We start from the raw sequence: 21,856 nt of genomic DNA on the forward strand, positions 1-21,856 counted from the left end.
GCCTTCGAGCGTGTTGATCACCGTGTGCGCGAGTTCGAGGGCGTCGCGTTCGGCGAGGCCCGCGCCGCGGAGCTTGCCGGCGACCAGGGCGCGCCGGTGTCCGAAGGCATCCAAGACGGCCCGCTGGATGTCGGGCGGCCGGAGGTCTCGCGGCAAAGCGGAAAAGCAGCGCGGCGGGGCCCCCGCCGAAAAGACGAGGCCCCGCCGCCGGGCCGCTCCGGCCCTGCCGCTCTCAGCCCTCCCGCGCGGCCGGCTGCAGACCGGCGTCGTCGTAGACCTTCAGCTCACCCCGGCCCCCGCCCTCACCGCCGCCGCCGCGGCGGCTCAGCCGCTCCTTGGCCCGCTCCAGCATCACATACAGCGTCGGCACCAGGATCAGCGTCAGGATCGTCGACGACACCAGCCCGCCGATCACGACGATCGCCAGCGGCTGGGAGATGAACCCTCCCGAACCCGTCAGCCCCAGCGCCATCGGCACCAGCGCGAACACCGTCGCGACCGCCGTCATCAAAATCGGCCGCAACCTGCGCCGGCCCCCCTCGACGACCGCCTCGACGATGCCCAGGCCCTGAGCCCGGTACTGGTTGATCAGGTCGATCAGCACGATCGCGTTGGTCACCACGATGCCGATCAGCATCAGCATGCCGATCAGCGCCGGAACGCCCATCGGCGTGCCGGTGACCACCAGCAGCCCGATCGCGCCGGTCGCGGCGAACGGCACCGACACCAGCAGGATCAGCGGCTGGGCGAAACTCCGGAACGTCGCCACCATGATCATGAAGACGATCGCGATCGCCGCGAGCATCGCCAGGCCCAGCTGCCCGAACGCCTCCTCCTGGTCGGCGCTGACACCGCCCAGGCTCCACTGCGCACCCGCCGGCAACGTCAGCCTGCCCAGCCGCTCGTTCAGCGCCGCCGTCACCGCGCCGACGTCCTGACCGGTGGCCGTGCCCGACACCGTCGCACTGCGCTTGGAATCGATCCGGGTGATCTGCGTCGGCCCCGCCGCCCGCACCACCCGCGCCACGTCGGAGACCTTCACCACCCCCGAAGCGGTCGGCAGCTTCAGCGCCCCGATCTCCTTCAGGTCCTCCGGGGCGTCACCGGAACGCAGGATCACATCCTCGCTGCGGCCCTCCACCGTGACCTGACCCATCGGCGCGCCCCGGAACCGCTGCGCCACCAGCTGGCCGATCTGCGTCTCGCTCAGCCCGCGCGCCGCGGCCTTCTGGCGGTCCACCCGCACCTCGACGCGCTCACCGCCGGCCTGCAGGTTGGACGAGACGTCCCGCAACCGCCCCAGACCCGCCATCGCGGCGCGGACCTGCTCGGCCGCCGCCCTGAGCGCCTCGGTGTCGGGCGCCTGCACGATCACCTTCAGCTGGTCCGCCGAACCGCCCATGCCGCCCTGGGAGGCGCCGACCGTGACATCGCCCGCGGCGTCACCGAGACCGGCCAGCCGCTCACGCAGCGTCCCCTGCACCGCCTCGGCGTCGGCGTCCTCCCGCAACGTCAGCGAATAGGAGGCGCCGTCGCCCGATCCGCCCCCGGCCGCACCGCCGAGGAACCCGCCGCCGGAACCCACCGTCACCTGGTACGACTCCACCTGCGGCAGCGAGGTGATGACCTTCTCCACCTTCTGGGCCGCCGCGTCCGTGGTCGCCAGATCGGTGCCGGGCGGCATCTTCTGGCTCAGCGACACCGCGTTCCCGCCCGAGGCGCTCAGGAAGTTCGTCTCCAGCCGCCCCGCCAGGCCCATCGTGGCCGCGAACACCAGCAGGCCCACCACCAGCGTGATGAGGCGGTGCCCCGTGGCGAACCGCAGCACCGGCAGATACGCCCGCTGCAGGGGGCTGCGCAGCTCCTTGGCCTCGGCCTCCTGCCGCAGCCGCGCGATCCGCTGCGGATCGGCCTTCGGCGCCTTGAGGAACCAGTAGGCCAGCACCGGCACCGCCGTCAGCGACACCAGCAGCGACGCCAGCAACGCCACCGTGACCGTCACCGCGAACGGCGCGAACAGCTGCCCCACCATGCCGCCGACCACCGCGATCGGCACGAACACCGCCACGGTCGTCAGCGTCGAGGCGGTCACCGCGCCGCTGACCTCCCGCACCGCCGCCAGCACCGCCTCCCCCTTGGGTTCGCCGTACTCCAGGTGCCGCTTGATGTTCTCCAGCACCACGATCGAGTCGTCCACCACCCGGCCGACCGCGATCGTCAGCGCGCCCAGCGTCAGAAGGTTCAGCGAGTAGTCCCCCAGCCACAGCGCGATCAGCGCGATCACCACCGACAGGGGGATCGACACCGCCGTCACCAGCGTCGAGCGGACCGACAGCAGGAACACCAGGATCACCAGGACCGCGAACGCCAGCCCCAGCAGGCCCTCGGTCGTCAGATCCTCGATCGAACGCTCCACGAACGGCGCCTGGTCGAACACCACCGTGATGGCCGCGGCGTCACCGACCGCCCGCACCAGCTCCGGGATCCTGCCACGCACCTCATGGGAGATCGCCACCGCGTTGCCGTCGGGCGCCATGGTGACCGACACCCCCAGGCTCGGCTCACCGCCGGTACGCGTCAGCGACGTCGCCGACTCCAGCGCCGGCTCCACCGTCGCCACATCCCCCAGCCGGACCGGCTTCGGCCGCGCCTGCGGAGCCGCCACCGCACCCCGCTGAGCACCCTGCGCCCCCTGCGCGCCGCCCTGCGTGCCCTGCGCACCCGGGGGGACCGCCGTACGGCCCTGCGGCTGCGCCTGCTGCGGAGCCGCCGCCGCGGCCGGCGCCAGATACAGATCCCGCAGATCCTCGATCGACGACAGGCGCCGGCCCACCTGAACCGTCATCGACCGGCCGTCCGCCACCAGGCTGCCCGCCGGGATCGGCTGGCCGTTGGCCCGCAGCGCGTCGGCGATCGCGGTCGCCGCGACCCCCCGGACCGCCAGTTTCACCGGATCGGGTGTGATGACCACCGTCTCCTTGCGCGTGCCCGTCACCGTCGCCTGCCGCACCCCGGCGATGCCCTGCAGCCGCGGCACCACCAGCCGCTCCAGCTTCTCGGTCATCGCCTGCTCGTCCCCGCCGGTGCCCACCGCCAGCGTCATCACCGGGATGTCGTCGGTGCCGCCGGACAGCACCTGCGGATCGACGCCCTCCGGCAGCCGCGCAGAGATCCGCGACAGTGCCTGCTGCATTTTGGCGACCGAGTCGTCGACGTCGGTGCCGTAGGCGAACGACACCTGCACCTGCGCCGACCCCTCCCGCGAGGTCGACGTCACCTCCTCCACCCCCGCGAGCCCCTGGAAGGCGTCCTCGACGGGTGCGGTGACCTGCTCCTCCACGATCTCCGGGGACGCCCCCGGATAGGAGGCGACCACGAACGCCCCGGGAAACGACAACGACGGCAGCAACTGCTGCTTCAACGACGGGATCGCGAAAGCGCCGAACGCGCTCAGCACGACCGCGATCAGGATCACGAGGCTGCGGTTGGCGAGGCTCAACCTGGCCAGGGCGGTCATGGGGGACGGCTCCTAGGGGAAGATCACGGAGGTCACAGGGGGAATCCCGCCCCACACTAACACTTAGCCTCAGACGAATATTCAGCCCCATCCGATGTTCCTGATAACCTTCTCAGGAACCGAGAGGTGCACGTGAACGACGAACGCGACCAGCTGATCGACCGCATCGGCGCCACCCAGCGCGACCTGGGCCGCCTGATCACCCGGCACCACCACTCCCCCCTGTTCGACTCCAACCTCACCATGCGCCAGCTCAAGGTCGTCCTCATCCTGTCCTGCCAGGACTCCGCCTCCGCCCAGGACCTCGCCCACCACCTCGGCGTCGGTCCGGCCACCGTCACCGGCATCGTCGACCGCCTGGTCACCCACGGCCTGGTCACCCGCGGCGAAGACCCCCACGACCGCCGCGTACGCCGCATCCGGCTCACCCCCCGCGGCCGCGCCCTCACCGAGCAGATCGCCGACACCGGCCTCGCCGACTTCCACCGCCTCCTGCAGCGCCTGGACACCCCCACCCTCCACGACCTGGCCGCCGTACTGGCCAAACTCCACACCGCCGCCCGCGCCCTGGCCACCGGCCACTGACCCGCCCCCTGCCATCCCGTCCGCCCCCGGAGAAAGAGCCATGCCCGCCTACCTGGAAACCCTCTTCTCCCTCACCGGCCGCACCGCCCTCGTCACCGGCGCCAGCTCCGGCATCGGCCACGCCATCGCCGAAGCCCTCGGCCGCGCCGGCGCCCGCCTCCTCATCACCGCCCGCCGCCCCGCCCCCCTCACCCGCGCCGCCGGCCGCCTCACCGCCCTCGGCATCCCCACCACCGCCATCCCCGCCGACCTCGCCGACCCCGCGGCCATCGACGAACTGTGCCGGCGAGCCACCGAAACCACAGCCGGCGACGGAGACGGCGGCGGCGGCGTCGACATCCTCGTCAACAACGCCGCCAACAACATCCGCCTCCCCCTCGACGACCTCACCACCGGCGACTACGAACGCACCCTCGCCGTCAACCTCACCGCCCCCTACCTCCTGAGCCGCTTCTTCGGCCCCCGCATGGCCGAACGCGGCTGGGGCCGCATCATCAACATCGGCTCCCAGCAGTCCCTGCGCGCCTTCGGCGACAGCGGCGCCTACGGCATCGCCAAAACCGCCGTCACCGGCCTCACCCGCTCCCAGGCCGAGGCCTGGTCCCCCCGCGGCGTCTGCGTCAACACCCTCATCCCCGGCTTCACCCTGACCCCCCTCACCCGCCCCGCCCAGGCGATCCCCGGCCGCGTCGAAGCCCTCGCCGCCCGCACCATGAACCGCCGCAACGCCGTCCCCGGCGACTACGCCGGCATCGCCGTCCTGCTCGCCTCCCCCGCCGGCGCCCACATCACCGGCCAGGCCATCTGCGTCGACGGCGGCTTCTCCGTCCACTGAGCGCGCGCCCGCCGGACCGGCCCGGCGGCACCCTCCGCCCGCTCCGCCGCGGCCTCCCGCCCTTGCTGTCTGTTTTCGCCTTGCTGTATTGGATTTTTCATCATCCGACCGGCTTTACGAAGTAGATCACTTAATGCCTTCGGGGGAGCACCGGCCGTCCAGGTGTGAGACGCCCGCTGACGGGCAGCCATTCTGCGCAGCTCAGCGCCGTACGGCCGCAACCGCGCCCCCGCCGGGGATGCGGGCGGGACCCCGCGGCGCCGCGCTCCGCCCGCAGACCGCACCGTCCGCGGGCGGCGGGACTCCCCCGCCGCCCGCGGGACCCACACCAGAAAAGAGGCACGGTGACCCAGCAAGGAAGCATCGACTCATCCGCCGGCCCGGACGCGGCGCCCCGGACGCGGCCCTCCTCCACCCCCGCCGTCCTGCCCGTCGGCGTGGAGGAGGAGTTCTTCCTCATGGATCCCGACACCGGGCAGACCGCGCCGCGCGCCTCGGCCGTCCTGGCGACCGTACGGCCCCGCCAGCGCGAGCTCACCCAGCGGGAGTTCACCACCTGCCAGGTCGAGATCGCCTCCAACCCCCACACCGACCTCGGCCTGCTGCGCGCCGAGCTGACCGACCTGCGCACCGAGCTGGCCCGAGCGGCCCGCGACGCCGGCTGCCGCCTCATCGCCTCCGGCTCGGCGCCGCTGGAGCACTCCGCCAGCGGCGCCCGCCTCACCGACAACCCCCGCTACAAGTGGATGGCCCACGAGTACGGCGCCATGGCCCGCGGCGAGAACTGCTGCGGCTGCCACGTCCACGTCGAGGTGCCCGACCGCGAGGAGGCCGTCCAGGTCTGCAACCACCTGCGGCCCTGGCTGCCCACCCTGCTGACCCTGACCGTCAACTCCCCCTTCACCGGCGGCGCCGACAGCCACTACGGCAGCTGGCGGGCGATGGCCTTCTCCCGCTGGCCCAGCGCGGAGCTGCCGCCCTACTTCGAGACGGCCGCCGACTACACCGCCACCCTGCAGGCCCTCATCACCTCGGGCGCCATCCTGGACGAGGCGATGGTGTACTGGCTGGCCCGCCCCTCCCACCACCTGCCCACCGTCGAGGTGCGGGTGGGCGACGTGTGCGCCACGGTGGAGGAGTCGGTGGCCTTCGCCGCCCTGGTACGCGCCCTGGTGACGACCGTGCTGGGCGACATCCGCGCCGGGGTGCCCGCGCCCCGGCCGCACGAGCCGCTCCTGCACGCCGCCTACTGGCGCGCCGCCCGCGACGGCCTGGAGGGCCAGGGGCTGGAGCCGACCTCCGCCACCCTGGTGCCGGCCGGGCGGCTGGCCGAGCAGCTCCTGGAACGCGTCCGCCCCGCCCTGTCGGCCGCCGGCGACACCGACACGGTCGTGGACTACCTCTCCCGGCTGCGCGAGACCGGTTCCGGGGCGGCCCGGCAGCGGGCCGCCTTCGCCGAGCGCGGCAGCTTCGCCGACGTCGTGACGGCACTGAGCCGGCAGACCGCGCCGCTGGCCGGCTGAGGCCCCGGGCCGCCTGACGGCCCGGGGCCGCGGTCCGCGGGAGATCCCGCGGAACCGCGCCCCGGGCCGGCGGGCACCCACCCCCGATGCCCTTTTGCGGCTTTTGACCGGGGATCTCCGTACGGCTCCGGGGATCTCCCGGTGGACGAGGAGAGTATGACTGATCTACTCTTCCGGTATGACCAAGCGGATCACCATCTCCCTCCCCGACGACCTCGCCGACGAGGCCCAGGGCTCCGGCAACGCCTCCGGCTACATCGCCGGCGCCCTGCGCGAACAGCGCCGCATCCGCGACGGCATGGCCGCCCTGGAACGCCTGTGGGGACCCGGCTGGGCCGACGGCATCAGCGACGCCGACCGCACCCGCGCCAGCCGCCTGTTCGACACCCCGCCCGACCAGCCCCGCACCACCGCCGCACCCCACACCACCCGCCGCCCCTCCCAGGACGTGGCGTGAGCACCGAACCCGAAGGACTCACCGGCCACGTCCTCGACTACGACGCCCTCTGCCACCTCCTGGACGGCAAAAGCGACTACGGCCGCGAGATCGTCCGCCAGTCCGTCCTGCGCAACACCACCCTGCTGCTGCCCGCACTGGCCGCCCAGTGCGCCGCCGCCCTGCGCCCCGCCCAGACCGAGGCGCTGCTGGCCGTACCCGTCATCACGATCGGCGCCCTCACCGCCGCCGACGTCGCCGCCACCACCCGCCTCGGCCCCGCCCTCACCGCCCCCTCCCACCGGCGCCCGCCCGCAGGCGAACGCGACGCCGCCCTCGTCGCCGCCCTCACCGCCGTCCACGCCGTACTGCTGGCCGAATCCCGCGGCGGATGGCGCATCGTCACCCCCGCACCCCACCTGTACGACGGCGCCCCCGGCGTCCGCCTGGAGATCCTCCCCTGAACGCCACAGCGCCCGCCGACCCGCCGGGATTCGAGCTGCCCCTGCGGCTCCTCCTCGGCTTCCGCGTCCTCATCGACGACCTGCACGCCGAACTCGCCCGCCAGGGCCACCCCGACCTGCGGCCCATGCACGGCTTCGTCCTGCAGGCCATCGGCCGCGGCCCCACCACCGCCGCCGACCTCGGCCGCATGCTGGGCATCTCCAAACAGGCCGCCGGCAAGACCATCGAGGCCCTGCGCACCCTCGGCTACGTCGAACGCGGCCACGACCCCGGCGACGCCCGCCGCAAAGTCGTCCGGCTCACCCCGCGCGCCATCGACGGCCTGACCCGCTCGGAACGCATCTTCGACGAACTACGCGCCCGCTGGGCCGCCGTCATCGGAGCCGAACGGCTGCGCGCCCTGGAGAGCGACCTGCGCGCCCTGACCCCCGGCGACCTCTTCCGCCTGGACGTCCCCGGCTGGTTCGGCGACCGGCACTGACCCGCACTCACCCGCACCGACCCCACGGCCGCCGCCACCCACCACCCCGCCTCCGGCCGCCCCCGGCCGCTCACGCCGCGGCGGCCACCGGGCCGGAACGGTCGACCGCCACCCGCACCGCCACCGCGGCCAGCACCGTCCCCGTCAGATAACGCTGCACCCGCGCCCACACCGGCCGCCGCCCCACGAACCCCGCGATCGACCCCGCCGACACCACGAACAACGCGTTCACCGACACCGCGACGGCGATCTGCACCAGCCCCAGCACCAGGCTCTGCGCCGCCGCCCCGCCCCGCGCCGGATCCACGAACTGCGGCAGCAACGACACGTACAACACCGCGATCTTCGGATTGAGGAGATTCGTCACCAACCCCCCGGAGAACAACCGCCCCGCCCCCTCGGCCCGCACCGCCTCCCCCCGCGCCACCGCACCGCCCAGCATCGGCGCCGCCCCGGGCCGCACCACCCGCCACGCCAGCCACAGCAGATACGCCGCCCCCGCGAACTTCACCGCCGCATACAACGCCGGCACCACCGCGAACACCGCCGCGATCCCCGCCACCGCCGCCACCAGATACACCCCGAACCCCGCCGCGACCCCCGCCAGCGCGATCAAACCCGCCCGCCGGCCCTGCGCCACCGACCGCGACACCAGATGAACCATGTTCGGCCCCGGCGTCAGCACCATGCCCAGCGCGACCCCCGCGACCCCGATCACCGCACCCGTGGAAACCATGACCGCATCCTCCCCCGCCCCCACCACCGGCGAGAACGGCCAATCCCGCCAAGTGGCCCGCCCCGCCGCACCACCCGCCGCCGCCCGGCGGTTTCACCCACGCCCCGCCGTGGCAGGCTCACTGCCATGGACGAGGAATGGGACCTGGTGGTCATCGGAGGCGGCCCCGCCGGCTCGGCCGCGGCCCTGCAGGCCCGCGCACTCCAGCCCCGCGCACGCATCCTGCTGCTGGACCGCGACGACTTCCCCCGCGACAAGGCCTGCGGCGACGGCATCGCCGCCCACGCCCGCGACGAACTCGCCCACCTGGGCCTGGCCGGCCTCATCGACGACTACCGCCCCACCCCCCGCCTGGCCGTCATCTCCCCCGGCGGCGCCCGCGTCGAAGCCACCGCCGCCCGCCCCAACCACGTCGTGCCCCGCACCGTCTTCGACGCCCGCCTCATCGACGCCGCCCGCGCCCGCGACATCGACGTCCGCCGCCACCGCGTCCGCACCCTCACCACCCGAGACGGACTCCCCCTCATCGACGGCGCCATCACCGCCCGCACCGTCATCGCCGCCGACGGCGCCAACTCCACCGTCCGCCGCCTCCTCGGCCTGCCCGCCTCCCCCGACCGGCACACCGCCCTCGCCGTACGCGGCTACGCCGACGTCCCCCCCGACGACGACACCCAGCTCATCGCCATGCAGAAAGACGGCTGGCCCGCCTACGCCTGGTCCTTCCCCATCGGCGACGGCACCGCCAACGTCGGCTTCGGCATGCTCCTGCCCCGCCTGCGCGCCACCGGCCTGCCCGGCCGCCAGGTGCTCCACGGCCGCCTCGCCGAACTCCTGCCCCACCTGCCCGCCCGCGACCTGCGCGCCCACCACCTGCCCCTGTCCCCCGGACGCCCCCGCCCCGGAGCCGGCCGCGTCCTTTTGGCCGGCGACGCCGCCGGCCTGATCAACCCCCTCACCGGCGAAGGCATCTACTACGCCCTCGCCTCCGGCCGCCTGGCCGGACAGGCCGCCGCCCACGCCGGCGCCGACCCGCTGACCGCCTACCGCCGCGCCCTGCGCACCACCCTCGGACGGCACCTGCGCACCACCGACGCCCTGTCCCTGGCCGCCCAGTCACCCGCCTTCATCGACGCCGCCGTCATCACCGCCGCCCACCGCCCCGAAGTCTTCGACCTCCTCGTCGAGGTGGGCCTGGGCGCGGGCACCGTACCGGCGCCACTGGCCTGGGCCGTGGCCCGCCGCTGGCTGGCCGCGGCCCTGCCCCTGCCGGGGCGGCGCCACCGCGCCTCCTGACCGGCCCGCACCCGGTACGGACGGCCCTCCCCCACGGCCCACCCGGCCGTCACCGGGACAACCCCGGCCCGCACAGGACCTCCCGCGCCGGAGGCTCACACCAGGCGCACCTCACGCGACACCGCCGCCGGGGCCAGGAAATCCAGCATCCGCATCCCCTCCCCCTCCAGCTCCGCCCGCGCCGCCGCCGGCACCGGCCCGAACAGCTCCACCTCCAGCACCGCCGCACCCCGCGACCGCCGCACCGCCCACATCCCCCGCACGAACCCGTCCACCAGCACCGTCGCCCTGATGATGCCGTTGACGGTGAACACCCGCCCCCGATGATCCTCGGCCATCATCCGCGTGCGCGTCCGCTCGGCGAACGACAGCAACGTGTTGTCGAACTCCGCCAGATAACGCACCGGCGCCACCACGTCCGGATCGGGCCGCGGCGCCTCCGGCAGGTCCACCAGCCGCGCCCCGTCCACGGTCACGAACGACCGCAGCCCCATCCCCTCCACCACCTCGCCCAGCCGGGTCAGGCCCGACCACTGCTGCAGGTCCATCACCGTGGCCGGGCCGTAGGCGGCGAGATACCGCCGCACCATCCCCGCCAGGGCCCCCAGCCCGCCGGCGCCCTCCAGCGGGCGGCCCAGCCACGCCTCGGCACTGGTGTGCGCGGGCTTGCCGCCCACCCCCCAGATCCCCCGCGGCGGCACCTGCACCAGCGCCACCCTCGCCCGCACCACATGCACCAGATCCGCCGCGGCCACCTGCGGCCACCGCTCCCGCAACAGCGACCCCAGCTCGGCGAACGTCAGCGGCCGCTCCTCCACCAGAGCCCGCCCCGCCTCCTCCGCCTCCGCGACCTCCAGCCCGGCCAGCCTCCTGCCCACCGGGCCGCGCAGCACCCGGTCCAGCACCGGCTGCAGCAGCGGGCGCAACGCCAGGCAGTCCTCGGCGGCGACCAGATGAATGGTCGAGCGCATCAGCGCCAGCCGCACCACCCGCCGCTCCCGCAGCAGGTCCGACAGCTCCTCATGGGTGAACCCCGCAAGCCGCGACCACAGACCCACGTACGGCGGATCCGGCGCCTGCGCCTGCATGCCGTACAGGTGCCGCACCGCCTCCAGCGCCGTCAGCGGCGAGCGGCGCAGCAGCAACTGCCGCTCCAGCGTGGCCCGGTTCAACGCGCGGACGCCGAGCACCTCGGGCATGGAAGGCCCCTTCTCCGTCGGAGGACACGGAACCCGCAACCATACCAGAACGGAATAATTCGTTCCAATGTGGGCGCCTCGCCCCTCACACCGGCCCCAACGCCCGGTACAGCGGCGGCGACTCCACCACCACCCGATCACCGGCCCGTACCAGCCCACCGGCCACCACCACACCCATCACCCCCGCCCGCCGCACCACCCGGCCCTCCCCGTCCCGCCCTGCCACCCGCGCCAGCAACCCCGGCCGGAACGCCTCGATCTGCGCACACGGATTACGCAACCCCGTCACCCGCACCACCGCCTCCTCCCCCAGCCGCAGCAACGCCCCCTGCGGCAACCCCAGCAGATCCACCCCGCGCGTGGTGACGTTCTCCCCCAGCTCACCCGCCCCCACCGAGAACCCCGCCGCCCGCAACTCCTCGTGCAACTCCGCGTGGATCAGATGAACCTGACGCAGATTCGGCCGGGAGGGATCCCGCGCCACCCGGGAGCGATGCCTGACCGTCACCCCCAGATGCGCGTCCCCCTCCACCCCCAGACCCTCCAGCAGCCGGATCGCCGGCTCACACCCTTTACTGAAGGTGTACTCCGGACTACGGCTCACCGCGGTCACGCACGCCTCGCCCATCGCCCGCTCCCCTCGTGGACGGTCTTTCCGCTTTTCATGATCATTTTCGTACCGGAGCGATTGCCTTTACGATGTAGATCAAAAAGAGTCGCGGCCGATCCGGTACAGCACATGGCGGCGCGGCGGGATGCCGGCGGGGACGTTCGGATGGTCGAAGTCGTCGGCCGCGTCCCGCCTCATGCCCAGCCGCTCCATCACCGCCCGCGACCGCAGGTTCCCCGCCGCCGTCATCGACACGATCTCCCGCCGCCCCGCCGGGCCGAACCCGTACGCGAGCGCCGCCCGCATCACCTCGGGGTCGGCGCTCAGCTCCGCGAACGGCTCCAGATCCGCCTCCCGCCACCTGCGCATGACCAGCCGTTCCGTCTCCACGTGCCCCTCCCCCGCTCCGGCGGCGCTCTCGCGGCCGCACAGCGCAGGAGCATACGCACGCCCGCCCGCACCGGGCGGCGCGCGCTTTTCACGGACCGCCGCACGCGCCCTGCCGGCCCGCCGGCACCGTGCCGACCTGCGGACACGCGGCGGACGGCGATCCGGCCCCGACACGCCACCGCATCATCGCGGAATAACCTCCGCCGGACGTCGGTTACAGTAATCGTGCCGATGTGGTTTGTGTCCCCCGGGCCGCAAATTACCGCCTTCACGGAATACCGTTCGGCTGGAGCCGTGTTGTGCCTCTCGCCGAGGAGGCGACCGCCACATCGGCACCAAACGTCCCGCCCCGCGAGCGCTCCGGCGCCGCGGGGCGGTTCCTTTTCCCCTCACCCCCGCGTTCCCGGACCACACGCGGCCCTCCTCCCACCCGCGGCGCCCGGCGCGACGCGCGGCGGAGAAGGACGGATGGCTTTGCCTGCGCCCTTGGAGAAGGGCTACAAACGTGGGGACCCCGCTTGTGCGGGTGCGCACAGCCGCCGGCCGCCGGGACACCGCCTAGGGTGGTGAAACCCGTCCTGCAAGAGGAGAGCCCGTGCTCTACCGCCTGACCAAGATCGTCAGCGCCCCCTTCCTGCACCTGCTGTGGCCGACCACGGTCACCGGGGCAGAGCACGTACCCGCCTCCGGGCCGGCCATCCTGGCCTCCAACCACCTGTCGGTCCTCGACTCCACCTTCCTGCCCCTGGTGCTGCCCCGGCAGGTGCGCTTCGTCGCCAAGGCCGAGTACTTCACCGGCAACCCCGTCACCGCCGCCTGGATGCGCGCCACCGGGCAGATCAGCATCGACCGCCAGAGCCCCACCGCCGCCCAGGACATGCTCGACGCCGCCGCCCGGGTGCTGCGTGACGGCGAGCTGTTCGGCATCTACCCCGAGGGCACCCGCTCGCCCGACGGCCGCCTGTACCGCGGCAAGGTCGGGGTGGCCTGGCTGGCCCTGGAGACCGGCGCGCCGGTGGTCCCGGTGGGCATGACCGGCACCGACAAGGTGCTGCCCATCGGCGCCTCGGTGCCCAAGCTCGGCCGGATCGGCATCCGCATCGGCAAGCCGCTGACGTTCACCGGCTCGGCCGCCAGCGCGCGCGACCGGCGCCGGGTGACCGACGAGGTCATGGCGGCCGTCCAGGAGCTGTCCGGTCAGGAGTACGCCGGCGGCTACGCGCCCAGCCGCAGCGCCGGCTGACCGGCCCCGCCCACCGCCGCACCCAGCACCGCTCCGCCGTACCGCCGCCGCACCCGCGACGGCGATCTCCGGGGCGGGCTCCGTTCACGGCCGGGCCCGCCCGCGCCGGACGATAGGCTGTGGCCCCCAGGAAGCCGGATCCGACGGGGGGGTGGCCGAAGGTGCCACGCGGCAGGACGATCGCGATCACATCGGCGGCGGCGGTGCTGGTGGCCGCGGGCGGCGGTGCGGGCGCCTGGTGGCTGCTGCACACCCGCGGCACCCCGCAGGAGACCGCGCAGCGCTTCACCCGGGCCTGGCAGGGCGGTGACCTGGCCGCCATGCGCGCCGAGCTCGGCAAGGCCGACCCCGCCTTCGAGGCGACCTACCGCGCCATGGCCGACAAGCTCGGCGCCGAACGCACCGAGGTACGGCTCGGCCAGGTCAGCCGGACCGGCGACGAGACCGGCCGGGCCGGCTACACCGCCACCGTCACGCTGAAGAGCGGCGGCCGGTGGAGCTACTCCGGCGCCCTGGAGCTGGCGGTCGTCGACCGCAACTGGCGGGTGGCCTGGTCGCCCGCCGCCGTCCACCCCGATCTGGCCCCGGGCCGGTCGTTCGCCCTTTCGGCCCGCTGGCCGCAGCGGGCCGAGATCACCGCCGCGGGCGGCGAGCGCATCGACGACGGCTCGGCGGGCGGCTCGGTGCAGCAGCTCGTCGGCTACCTCGACAAGGCCACCGCCAAGGAGGCCAAGGCCCTCGGCGCGCCGTACGCCGCCGGGGACACCGTCGGCAAGGACGGTCTGCAGCTCGCCTTCCAGCAACGCCTGGCCGGCGTTCCCGCCACCGAGATCCGGATCGTCGACTCCGGCGGCAAGACCGTCAAGAAGGCCGGTGAGATCGCCGGCCGCGACGGCGAGCCGCTGCACACCAGCCTGGACCTGCGCGTGCAGCGCGCCGCCGCCGACGCGGTGCGCGACCTGAAGAAGACCGCCTCCCTGGTGGCGGTCAAGCCCTCCTCGGGGGAGATCCTCGCCGTCGTCAACAACCAGGGCGGCTTCAACCGCGCCCTGATGGGCAACTATCCGCCCGGCTCCACCCTCAAGGCGGTCACCGCGGTGGCGCTCCTGGCCGAGGGCATGAACCCGGGCGACCGCACCACCTGCCCCAAGGACGTCAAGGTCGGCGGCCTGCCGATCCGCAACTCCCACCACGCCGGCTACGGCTCGGTGACCCTGTCGGACGCCTTCGCCTACTCCTGCAACACCACCTTCGCCCCGCTGGCCGCCCAGCGGCTGGGCGCGGCCAAGCTGCTCAAGACCGCCGAGCTGTTCGGCTTCAACACCCCCCTCGACATCGGCGTCCCGGCCGCCAAGGGCTCCTTCCCCCGGGCGGAGAGCGACGCCGAGCTGGCCGCCGAGTCCTTCGGCCAGGGCCGTGTCACCTCCAGCCCGCTCATGGTCGCCTCGATCGCCGCGGCCCTGGCCGACGGCTCCTGGCGCCCGCCGACGCTGGTGCCCTCCGTCAAGCAGGACGCCGCGCCGCGCGAACTGCCCGACGGGGTCGTCCCCGGCATGCACAAGATGATGTCGGCGGTGGTCACCAAGGGCACCGCCAAGGACGCCCGTCTGCCCGCCGGCACCCGCGGCAAGACCGGCACCGCCGAGTACGGCCCGCAGGACGACCTGAAGACCCACGCCTGGTTCATGGGGTTCCGCGGCGACCTGGCCTTCGCGGTGATCGTCGAGGAGGGCAGCGGCGGCGGGACCGTCGCCGCCCCGGTCGCGGCCCGCTTCCTGCGCGCCCTGGGCTGAGCCCGTCCGAACCCGGCACGGAGCCGCTGGAGCCGCCGCCCCTCCCCCTGCCCAACGCCACGGCCGGGCGGATGACCGCACGACGGCCCGGCACCGTCCCGCCGGAGCCGGCGGCCACGTCGATCCCGGCCCCGCGCACGGTGAGAAGTGGCGGCCTCAGGCCGCGCGCAGGCAGAAGGGATGTCCGGCCGGGCTGGCGTAGACACGGCTGCCGGTGCGGGTCTCCGGGGCGATGTCCCCGCTGGGCCGCAGCCGGGTGGCGCCGGCGCCGGTGGCCACGCGGTCGGCGGCCGCGAGATTCCCGACGCCGAAATCGAGGTGCATCTGCTGGGAGGTGCCGTCCGGCCAGCTCGGGGCGACGTGTTCGGGGGCGGACTGGACGACGATGACCGGGAGGCCGGGGGCCTGGATGAAGTGATGGGTGGGCGTGCGATGGATCGAGCCACCGAGCAGCCGGTGCCAGAAGGCTCCCTCCGTCTCGATCTCGGCGGCGTCGATGATCACGGAACTCAGGGTGATGGACATGGTGACGGTCCTGTTCTTCACGCTGGTAGCGGTCGGTGTTCAGACGGTCGGGATGATGCCGCCGTCGACGCGGAACTGGGCTCCGGTGAGCCACTTCGCGCGGCCGGAGGCGAGGAAGGCGATCAGCTCGGCAACGTCCTCGGGGTCCCCCGGGCGTCCCATGGGGACCTTCAGGTGGTCCACGATCTGCCGCGTGACCTCCTCGGTGGTCACTCCTTGCTTCTCGGCCATGTGCCGGAGGTGGGCGGTGGCGCCGTCGGTGACGACGAAGCCTGGCAGAACGCAGAGCACGCGTACCCCGTGTTCGCCGACCTCGGTGGCCAGTTCGCGGCTGTAGGTGTTGAGCGCGGCCTTGGCGGCGGCGTAGGAGGCTTCGGTGCGCTGGGGCAGCCGGCTGGCGATCGAGGAGACGTGCACGACGACGCCGGAGCCCCGCTCGACCATTCCCGGCACCAGGACCCGGTCCAGGCGCACGGCGCTCAGGAGGTTCATCTCCAGGTCCGCCTGCCAGGACGCGTCCGACCGGATCAGGGTCGGCGCCGGGGCGCTGGCCGCGCCGGCGTTGTTCACGAGCACGTCCACGCCGCCCACGTGGTCGATGACGCGGCGGCCGAGCTCGGCCGCACCCTCCCGCGTCGAGAGGTCCGCAGGCACGAATGTGGCGCCGCTGTCCTCCTCGGGCCGGCTGCGGGAGGCCGTCAGCACGGTCGCGCCCGCGGCGACGAAGCGGCGCACGATCGCCGCGCCCAGACCCCGGCTGCCGCCGGTGACCAGCACTCGCAAGTCGTCCAGGCCCTCGTCGGCGTTCGCCATGGGAAATCCCCTCCGTAAGATGAATCTGACTCCGGAAACGATACATGCAAACGGAACCGGACTCACCTTATGGAGGTTCCTTGCCGTCATCACGCCCGCTACGCGCCGACGCGCGCCGCAACCGCGAGGCCCTGCTGTCCGCGGCCCGCCAGGCGTTCCTCGGCGGCGACACCGACGCGCACGTGGAGGACATCGCCCGCAGCGCCGGCGTCGCCGTGGGCACGCTCTACCGGCACTTCGAGACCCGCGAGGCGCTGATCGAGGAGGTCTACCGCAAGGAGGTCGACGACCTGTGCGCCGCGCCCGGCGACCTGCTGAACCACCATGCCCCGGAAGAGGCTCTGCGGCGGTTCCTGCTGCTGCTCGTGGACCACGCGGCCGTGGGCAAGGGGATGTCCGTCGCGCTGGAGGGCATCATGGCGACGAACTCACCGGTCTTCGACGACGCCCGTGCCCGCATGGGCGACGCCCTCACCCGGCTGCTCGACGCCGGCAGCGCGGCCGGCACCGTCCGCGGCGACGTCACCGGCCCCACTCTGCTGCGAGCCCTGGGCGGCATCTGCGCCATGCGCGTGTCCGAGGGATGGCTCGATGAGGCCCGGCAGGTAACCACCCTCCTCCTCGACGGCCTGCGCCACGGGGCCCCGCGCGCGAGCTGAGCCGAAGGACGCGCGTGCCCGGCGCGGTCCTTTCCGGCCCCGGCCGGGCAGGCCGGGCGGGTCAGGAGGCGGTGACCTTCCGCCCGGCCGCCTCCCCGGCCTCCCCTGCCGTCCCGGCCGCCTCCCCGGCCTGCGCGGGCAGGTCGAGGCTGTCGCGCAGCCGGGCGGGCCGCAGGAACGCCGCGGCGACGAGGCCGACGGCGGCGATGCCCGCCGAGATCAGGAAGATGTGGCCGGTGGCGTCGCCGTAGGCGGCCCGCACGATCGTCCTGACCGGCTCGGGCAGGGCGGCGATGTTGAGGCTGCCGCCGGCCGCCGAGGCGCCGCGGACCGGGACGCCGGCCTCGGCCAGCCCCTCGGTGATGCCGGTGGCGACGCGGCCGGCCAGCACGGCGCCCAGCACCGAGACGCCGACGGTGCCACCGAGGGAGCGGAAGAAGGTGATCGCGCCGCTGGCGGCGCCGATCTCCCGCAGCGGGACGGTGTTCTGCACGACCAGCACGAGGTTCTGCATGGACATGCCGACGCCGACGCCGACGGCGAGCATGTACGCCGAGATCAGCGGTATCGCGGTCCGGTGGTCGATGGTGGCCAGGCCGGAGAAGCCCGCCAGCAGGACGACGAGGCCGATGAGGATGTAGGGCTTGGTGCGGCCGCTGGCCGAGACCATCCGGCCGCTGATGGTCGACGACAGCAGCACGCCGAGCATCATGGGGATGGTCAGCAGGCCGGCGGTGGTGGGACCGTAGCCGCGGCCGATCTGGAAGTACTGGCCGAGGAAGACCGAGCCGCCGAACATGGCCATGCCGACCGCGAGGCTGGCCAGGATGGCCAGCGCCGGGGTGGCGCGCCGCAGGACGTGCAGCGGCACGACCGGCTCGCGGACCTTCGACTCCACCCAGGTCGCCGCCGCCAGCAGCGCCGCGCCGCCGCCGGCCATGACCGCGGTCTGCCAGGACAGCCATTCGAAGGAGTTGCCGACGAAGGTGACCCAGATGAGCAGAACGCTGACGCCGGCGGCGATGAGGGTGGCGCCCCAGTAGTCGATGCTGACGTCCGCGCGGCGCACGGCCGGCAGGTGCAGGGTCTTGGCCAGCAGCGCGAACGCCGCGACGGTGAACGGCACGGCGATGAAGAAGCACCAGCGCCAGCCGAGCCAGGAGGTGTCGGCGATGAGACCGCCGAGCAGGGGGCCGCCGACCGTGGCCACGGCCATGACCGCCCCGAGGTAGCCGTTGTAGCGGCCGCGCTCCTTGGGGGAGATCATCGCGGCGATGACGACCTGCGCCAGGATCTGCAGGGCGCCCATGCCCAGGCCCTGCACCGCGCGGAAGGCGATGAGCTGCCCGGTGTTCTGGGCGAGACCGCAGGCCAGCGAGCTCACCATGAAGATCACGATGGAGATCTGCAGCAGCAGTTTCTTGTCGAACAGGTCGGCGAGCTTGCCCCAGACGGGGGTGGAGGCGGTCGAGGCCAGCAGGGAGGCGGTGACGACCCAGGTGTACTGCGACTGGCTGCCCTCCAGTGCGCCGATGATCTGCGGCAGCGCCACCGAGACGATGGTGCCGCTGATCATGGCGACGAACAGGACGAGCAGCAGGCCGCTGAGGGCCTCCAGGACTTGGCGGTGGGTCATCGGCTCCGCCGCGGGCGGCGCCGCCGGCTGTGCGCTCACGCGCAACCTCCGATCAGGGGATGAGGGGATGCAACCCGGACACCATACATGCCCAATGGGAAACTTTGCGCATTGGGCACTTATTCCCATTGGGTAAGCTCTTCCGCATCATGGACAGCACACCGGGGTTGCGTGAGCGCAAGAAGGCCGAGACCCGCCAGGCGGTGCACGAGGCCGCGCTGCGGCTCACCGTCGAGCACGGCCTGGACAACGTCACCGTCGAGGCCATCGCCGACGCCGCCGGCATCTCCCGCCGGACGTTCTCCAACTACTTCGACGGCAAGGAGGACGCGCTGCTGTACGGCGACGAGCAGCGCCTGGGCACGCTGGTGCGGCGCGTCCGCGAACAGCCGGCCACCGACTCCGCCTGGCAGGCGCTGCGCGGCGCACTGGAGCGGCTCCACGACGAGACCGGCGGGGACGGCGGCTCCGACCGGGAACTGCACCTGCGCACCCGCCTGGCCATGCGCCACCCCTCCCTGCTGGCCAGGCAGCTGGCCGGCAGGGTCCGGCTGGAGAGCGAGCTGAGCCGGGCGGTGTCGGCACGGGCGCGGCCGGACGGCGTCGGCCCCGAGGTGGTCACCGCCGCGTTCCTGACCGCGCTGCGCATCGCCATGCAGTGGTGGTGCGCCGAGCAGGAGAGCCGGACGCTGCGCGAGCTGATGGGCAGGGCGCTGGACCAGATGGCCCGCCCGTTCGCCTGACCGTCCCGCGGGACGGCCCCCGCCGGGCGGAAGGAGAACCCTCCCGGACGGGGAGCGGCCGGACGGCGCAGGGAACGGTCAGAGCGGCAGCGCGGCCGCCTCGTGACGCAGGACGAGGATGAGCAGCGTGGCGATCAGCGTCGCGATCAGCAGCCAGCTCGTCATGAGGACGACCGTCGAGCGGCGCGGCCGCCGCGACGGGCGCTCGCGCCGCCGCTCACGCCTGCGGCGGCCCTCCTCGTGACGCCGCACACGCTTGTCGAACGACTCCAGCCGAGCCGCCAGCTTCGGGTCCTCATCGACGAGGTGGCGCTCGATCCGCAGCAGAATCCGCTCCTCCTCCTGCGACCAGGCCATGCCGCACCTCCCCGGAACGCAAGGCGTGTGCGAGTTTCCTGCCCAATCATGATGATCGTTATCCATTCCCGGGGCTGTTGATTTACGGGTTCTTTACACCGGCGGGCGGTCCCCCGGCCCGGGCACGGCGTCGGCGCAGCGGGCCAGCCGCCCCGCCAGGGCCCGGACCTCCTCGCGCAGCCCCTCGGGGGTGACGACGGTGAACGGCCGGCCCAGCCCGGCCAGCATCAGCGCCATGCCGTCCAGCCGCTCGGCCCGGGTGCGCAGCAGGACGCCCCGCGGCGCCGGCGTCAGCGTCGCCACCGACGCCGGCACCCGCTCGCGCGCCTCCGCCGGCGGCATCTCCAGCAGCACCTCCACCTCGTGCCGGTACGGCACGGCCGCCAGCGAGGCGACCACGTGCGCGACCGGGTCGAACCCGTCGGGCACCTCGAAGGACCTCCCGGCCGGCTCCCCCCGCCCCGGCCGCCCGGCCGGCTCCCCGGACCCGGCGACCGGCGCGGCCGGCTCCACACGTCCCACCCGGTCCACCCGGAAGGTGCGCACCTGCCCGCTGGCGTGGTCCAGCCCGGTGACGTACCAGCGGCCGGAGTGGAAGACCAGCCCGTAGGGGTCGAGGTCGCGTTCGGAGGACTCCCGCCGCCAGGAGCGGTAGGCCAGCCGTACCGTCCGCCCGTGCCGGGCCGCCTCGGCCAGCGCCAGCAGCGGACCGGCCTTCGGGTGGGCGGCGGCCGGAGCGGCGTCCCTGGTGTGGCCGAGCGTGGCCTGGACCGCCTCGACGCGTTCGCGCAGCGCCCGCGGCAGCACCCGCTGGATCTTGGCGAGCGCGCTCTCCGTCGCGGCCTCCCCCACCGCCAGCCCGGTCCGCCGCCCGGCCAGCAGCCCCAGCACCACGGCGGCGGCCTCGTCGTCGGTGAACATCAGCGGCGGCAGCCGGTATCCGGGCAGCAGGCGGTAACCGCCGTAGCGGCCCCGCTCGGCCTGGACCGGCACCCCCAGCTCCGACAGCCGCACCGCGTAGCGGCGCACCGTGCGCTCCTCCACCCCCAGCCGCGCGGCGAGCTCGGGCCCGGTCAGGCCGGGGGCGGCCTGCAGCAGCTCCAGCAGGGCGAGCACCCGGGTGACGGTCATGGAAACTCCCCCGCGAATCAGGACCGGTTCTGTCCGGATTCGATCCTACGGTGAAACCGTTCCGGAGAACGCCCCGGCTAAGGAGAAAACGATGAGCACATACGTCCTGGTACCCGGCTTCTGGCTCGGCGGGTGGGCCTGGGAGGAGGTCGCCGGGCCGCTGCGCGCGGCCGGGCACGACGTCCACCCCCTCACCCTGACCGGCCTGGGCGACCGCTCCCACCTGGCCGGTCCCGGAGTGGACCTGGAGACCCACATCGACGACATCGTCCAGGTGATCGTCCATGCGGACCTGCGGGAGGTGATCCTGGTGGCCCACAGCGGCGCCGGCGCCCCCGTCACCGGCGCGGCCGACCGGATCCCCGAGCGCATCGCCCGCGTCGTCTACCTCGACAGCGGCCCGGTCGCCGACGGCCTGACCCAGCTCGACCTCTACGACCCGGCCCAGCGGGAGTACATCGAACGCAGCGCCGCCGCCTGCGGCGGAACCGCCTACCCGCCGCCCTCCTGGGAGCACTTCGAGCGCTCCGGCGTCAGCCTGGAGGGGATGGGAGCCGCCGAACGCGCCCGCTTCACCGCCGGCGCCACCGCTCAGCCGTACGGCACGCTCACCCGGCCGCTGAAGCTCGGCGGCGGCGCCGACCGGCTGCCCAAGACGCTCATCACCTGCTCCTACCCCCTGGAGCAGGTCCGCGCGATGATCGAGGCCGCTCACCCCTACTTCGCCGCCCTCGCCGGGCCCGAGTGGAGCTTCGCGGCGGTGCCCACCGGCCACTGGCCGATGTTCTCCGCGCCCGCGGCCACCGCGGCGGCCCTCGCCGAACTCGGCGTCGAGGGGGAGAGCCCGTCGCCGGACGGCGCGCGGGAGATCGTGAACCGGGTC

General features: G+C 73.7%; 22 protein-coding genes. 12 read left to right on the forward strand and 10 right to left on the reverse strand.

From position 1 onward, the window contains the following. Nucleotides 1-232: 232 nt before the first annotated feature. On the reverse strand, nucleotides 233-3,517 hold the full coding sequence (locus AB0D67_RS21025; RefSeq protein ID WP_362937990.1) for an efflux RND transporter permease subunit: 3,285 nt from the start codon (nucleotides 3,515-3,517) through the stop codon (nucleotides 233-235). A gap of 126 nt (nucleotides 3,518-3,643) precedes the next feature. On the opposite strand from AB0D67_RS21025, the gene AB0D67_RS21030 reads away from it, so the two are divergent. From AB0D67_RS21030 to AB0D67_RS21055, 6 genes are all read left to right on the forward strand, one after another. Further along, nucleotides 3,644-4,102 (forward strand): MarR family transcriptional regulator, encoded by a 459-nt coding sequence (locus AB0D67_RS21030; RefSeq protein ID WP_362937995.1) that lies wholly within the window; start codon nucleotides 3,644-3,646, stop codon nucleotides 4,100-4,102. Nucleotides 4,103-4,142: 40 nt separating this feature from the next. Continuing rightward, nucleotides 4,143-4,937, forward strand: a complete 795-nt coding sequence (locus AB0D67_RS21035) for an SDR family oxidoreductase (RefSeq protein WP_362937998.1) — start codon at nucleotides 4,143-4,145, stop codon at nucleotides 4,935-4,937. Between the two features lie 344 nt (nucleotides 4,938-5,281). After that, nucleotides 5,282-6,460: a glutamate--cysteine ligase gene (locus AB0D67_RS21040; RefSeq protein WP_362938001.1), complete on the forward strand. Its 1,179-nt coding sequence runs from the start codon at nucleotides 5,282-5,284 to the stop codon at nucleotides 6,458-6,460. Between the two features lie 178 nt (nucleotides 6,461-6,638). Continuing rightward, the gene (locus AB0D67_RS21045; protein WP_362938005.1) at nucleotides 6,639-6,917 is read left to right on the forward strand and encodes a hypothetical protein; all 279 of its coding nucleotides are present in this window, start codon (nucleotides 6,639-6,641) and stop codon (nucleotides 6,915-6,917) included. Continuing rightward, nucleotides 6,914-7,360, forward strand: a complete 447-nt coding sequence (locus AB0D67_RS21050; protein ID WP_362938008.1) for a hypothetical protein — start codon at nucleotides 6,914-6,916, stop codon at nucleotides 7,358-7,360. The genes AB0D67_RS21045 and AB0D67_RS21050 overlap by 4 nt, the downstream gene beginning before the upstream one ends. Then, nucleotides 7,288-7,842, forward strand: a complete 555-nt coding sequence (locus AB0D67_RS21055) for a MarR family winged helix-turn-helix transcriptional regulator (protein ID WP_362938011.1) — start codon at nucleotides 7,288-7,290, stop codon at nucleotides 7,840-7,842. Before AB0D67_RS21050 ends, AB0D67_RS21055 begins: the two co-directional genes overlap by 73 nt. Before the next feature lie 70 nt (nucleotides 7,843-7,912). Here AB0D67_RS21055 and AB0D67_RS21060 read toward each other — a convergent pair whose 3' ends face one another. Continuing rightward, nucleotides 7,913-8,578 carry a LysE family translocator gene (locus AB0D67_RS21060; RefSeq protein ID WP_362938014.1) on the reverse strand — a complete coding sequence of 222 codons (666 nt, stop codon included), beginning with the start codon at nucleotides 8,576-8,578 and terminating at the stop codon, nucleotides 7,913-7,915. A gap of 126 nt (nucleotides 8,579-8,704) precedes the next feature. Here AB0D67_RS21060 and AB0D67_RS21065 point away from each other — a divergent pair, with 126 nt between their 5' ends. After that, nucleotides 8,705-9,874 (forward strand): NAD(P)/FAD-dependent oxidoreductase, encoded by a 1,170-nt coding sequence (locus AB0D67_RS21065; RefSeq protein WP_362938017.1) that lies wholly within the window; start codon nucleotides 8,705-8,707, stop codon nucleotides 9,872-9,874. Between the two features lie 95 nt (nucleotides 9,875-9,969). Here AB0D67_RS21065 and AB0D67_RS21070 read toward each other — a convergent pair whose 3' ends face one another. From AB0D67_RS21070 to AB0D67_RS21080, 3 genes are all read right to left on the reverse strand, one after another. Then, on the reverse strand, nucleotides 9,970-11,073 hold the full coding sequence (locus tag AB0D67_RS21070) for a winged helix DNA-binding domain-containing protein (RefSeq protein WP_362938020.1): 1,104 nt from the start codon (nucleotides 11,071-11,073) through the stop codon (nucleotides 9,970-9,972). 85 nt (nucleotides 11,074-11,158) lie between these two features. After that, nucleotides 11,159-11,701, reverse strand: coding sequence for an MOSC domain-containing protein (locus tag AB0D67_RS21075; protein WP_362938023.1), 543 nt, complete (start codon nucleotides 11,699-11,701; stop codon nucleotides 11,159-11,161). A gap of 78 nt (nucleotides 11,702-11,779) precedes the next feature. Beyond that, nucleotides 11,780-12,073, reverse strand: a complete 294-nt coding sequence (locus AB0D67_RS21080; protein WP_362938026.1) for a GNAT family protein — start codon at nucleotides 12,071-12,073, stop codon at nucleotides 11,780-11,782. Nucleotides 12,074-12,668: 595 nt separating this feature from the next. On the opposite strand from AB0D67_RS21080, the gene AB0D67_RS21085 reads away from it, so the two are divergent. Beyond that, the gene (locus AB0D67_RS21085) at nucleotides 12,669-13,316 is read left to right on the forward strand and encodes a lysophospholipid acyltransferase family protein (RefSeq protein ID WP_362938029.1); all 648 of its coding nucleotides are present in this window, start codon (nucleotides 12,669-12,671) and stop codon (nucleotides 13,314-13,316) included. A 161-nt stretch (nucleotides 13,317-13,477) separates the two neighbouring features. Continuing rightward, nucleotides 13,478-15,109, forward strand: coding sequence for a penicillin-binding transpeptidase domain-containing protein (locus tag AB0D67_RS21090; protein WP_362938032.1), 1,632 nt, complete (start codon nucleotides 13,478-13,480; stop codon nucleotides 15,107-15,109). A 156-nt stretch (nucleotides 15,110-15,265) separates the two neighbouring features. Here AB0D67_RS21090 and AB0D67_RS21095 read toward each other — a convergent pair whose 3' ends face one another. Beyond that, nucleotides 15,266-15,634 (reverse strand): VOC family protein, encoded by a 369-nt coding sequence (locus tag AB0D67_RS21095; RefSeq protein WP_362938035.1) that lies wholly within the window; start codon nucleotides 15,632-15,634, stop codon nucleotides 15,266-15,268. A gap of 39 nt (nucleotides 15,635-15,673) precedes the next feature. Further along, nucleotides 15,674-16,447: an oxidoreductase gene (locus tag AB0D67_RS21100; RefSeq protein ID WP_362938038.1), complete on the reverse strand. Its 774-nt coding sequence runs from the start codon at nucleotides 16,445-16,447 to the stop codon at nucleotides 15,674-15,676. An 80-nt stretch (nucleotides 16,448-16,527) separates the two neighbouring features. Between AB0D67_RS21100 and AB0D67_RS21105 the strand changes: the two genes are divergently transcribed. After that, complete coding sequence (locus AB0D67_RS21105) at nucleotides 16,528-17,106, forward strand: helix-turn-helix domain-containing protein (protein ID WP_362938041.1); 579 nt, start codon at nucleotides 16,528-16,530, stop codon at nucleotides 17,104-17,106. Nucleotides 17,107-17,167: 61 nt separating this feature from the next. On the opposite strand, the gene AB0D67_RS21110 is transcribed toward AB0D67_RS21105, so the two are convergent. Continuing rightward, nucleotides 17,168-18,742: an MDR family MFS transporter gene (locus AB0D67_RS21110; protein WP_362938059.1), complete on the reverse strand. Its 1,575-nt coding sequence runs from the start codon at nucleotides 18,740-18,742 to the stop codon at nucleotides 17,168-17,170. Between the two features lie 149 nt (nucleotides 18,743-18,891). Between AB0D67_RS21110 and AB0D67_RS21115 the strand changes: the two genes are divergently transcribed. After that, nucleotides 18,892-19,485 (forward strand): TetR/AcrR family transcriptional regulator, encoded by a 594-nt coding sequence (locus tag AB0D67_RS21115; RefSeq protein WP_362938044.1) that lies wholly within the window; start codon nucleotides 18,892-18,894, stop codon nucleotides 19,483-19,485. Nucleotides 19,486-19,563: 78 nt separating this feature from the next. On the opposite strand, the gene AB0D67_RS21120 is transcribed toward AB0D67_RS21115, so the two are convergent. Both AB0D67_RS21120 and AB0D67_RS21125 read right to left on the reverse strand, forming a co-directional pair. Next, a complete protein-coding gene (locus AB0D67_RS21120) occupies nucleotides 19,564-19,842 on the reverse strand; it encodes a DUF3040 domain-containing protein (protein ID WP_362938047.1) in 279 nt (92 codons plus the stop codon). Between the two features lie 93 nt (nucleotides 19,843-19,935). Continuing rightward, nucleotides 19,936-20,973, reverse strand: a complete 1,038-nt coding sequence (locus AB0D67_RS21125; protein WP_362938050.1) for a YafY family protein — start codon at nucleotides 20,971-20,973, stop codon at nucleotides 19,936-19,938. Nucleotides 20,974-21,064: 91 nt separating this feature from the next. Between AB0D67_RS21125 and AB0D67_RS21130 the strand changes: the two genes are divergently transcribed. Further along, the coding region (locus AB0D67_RS21130; RefSeq protein ID WP_362938053.1) for an alpha/beta hydrolase at nucleotides 21,065-21,856 on the forward strand (792 nt) is incomplete at its 3' end.

Source organism: Streptosporangium sp. NPDC048047 (assembly GCF_040653115.1).
Taxonomy (GTDB): Bacteria; Actinomycetota; Actinomycetes; order Streptosporangiales; family Streptosporangiaceae; genus Streptosporangium.

What these genes read in the sequence shown, in the direction of transcription:
- AB0D67_RS21025 (WP_362937990.1), bottom strand. Translation starts at nt 3,517, where the DNA reads ATGACCGCCCTGGCCAGGTTGAGCCTCGCCAACCGCAGCCTCGTGATC.
- AB0D67_RS21035 (WP_362937998.1), top strand. Translation starts at nt 4,143, where the DNA reads ATGCCCGCCTACCTGGAAACCCTCTTCTCCCTCACCGGCCGCACCGCC.
- AB0D67_RS21045 (WP_362938005.1), top strand. Translation starts at nt 6,639, where the DNA reads ATGACCAAGCGGATCACCATCTCCCTCCCCGACGACCTCGCCGACGAG.
- AB0D67_RS21055 (WP_362938011.1), top strand. Translation starts at nt 7,288, where the DNA reads ATGGCGCATCGTCACCCCCGCACCCCACCTGTACGACGGCGCCCCCGG.
- AB0D67_RS21060 (WP_362938014.1), bottom strand. Translation starts at nt 8,578, where the DNA reads ATGGTTTCCACGGGTGCGGTGATCGGGGTCGCGGGGGTCGCGCTGGGC.
- AB0D67_RS21065 (WP_362938017.1), top strand. Translation starts at nt 8,705, where the DNA reads ATGGACGAGGAATGGGACCTGGTGGTCATCGGAGGCGGCCCCGCCGGC.
- AB0D67_RS21070 (WP_362938020.1), bottom strand. Translation starts at nt 11,073, where the DNA reads ATGCCCGAGGTGCTCGGCGTCCGCGCGTTGAACCGGGCCACGCTGGAG.
- AB0D67_RS21075 (WP_362938023.1), bottom strand. Translation starts at nt 11,701, where the DNA reads ATGGGCGAGGCGTGCGTGACCGCGGTGAGCCGTAGTCCGGAGTACACC.
- AB0D67_RS21095 (WP_362938035.1), bottom strand. Translation starts at nt 15,634, where the DNA reads ATGTCCATCACCCTGAGTTCCGTGATCATCGACGCCGCCGAGATCGAG.
- AB0D67_RS21100 (WP_362938038.1), bottom strand. Translation starts at nt 16,447, where the DNA reads ATGGCGAACGCCGACGAGGGCCTGGACGACTTGCGAGTGCTGGTCACC.
- AB0D67_RS21110 (WP_362938059.1), bottom strand. Translation starts at nt 18,742, where the DNA reads ATGACCCACCGCCAAGTCCTGGAGGCCCTCAGCGGCCTGCTGCTCGTC.
- AB0D67_RS21115 (WP_362938044.1), top strand. Translation starts at nt 18,892, where the DNA reads ATGGACAGCACACCGGGGTTGCGTGAGCGCAAGAAGGCCGAGACCCGC.
- AB0D67_RS21120 (WP_362938047.1), bottom strand. Translation starts at nt 19,842, where the DNA reads ATGGCCTGGTCGCAGGAGGAGGAGCGGATTCTGCTGCGGATCGAGCGC.
- AB0D67_RS21125 (WP_362938050.1), bottom strand. Translation starts at nt 20,973, where the DNA reads ATGACCGTCACCCGGGTGCTCGCCCTGCTGGAGCTGCTGCAGGCCGCC.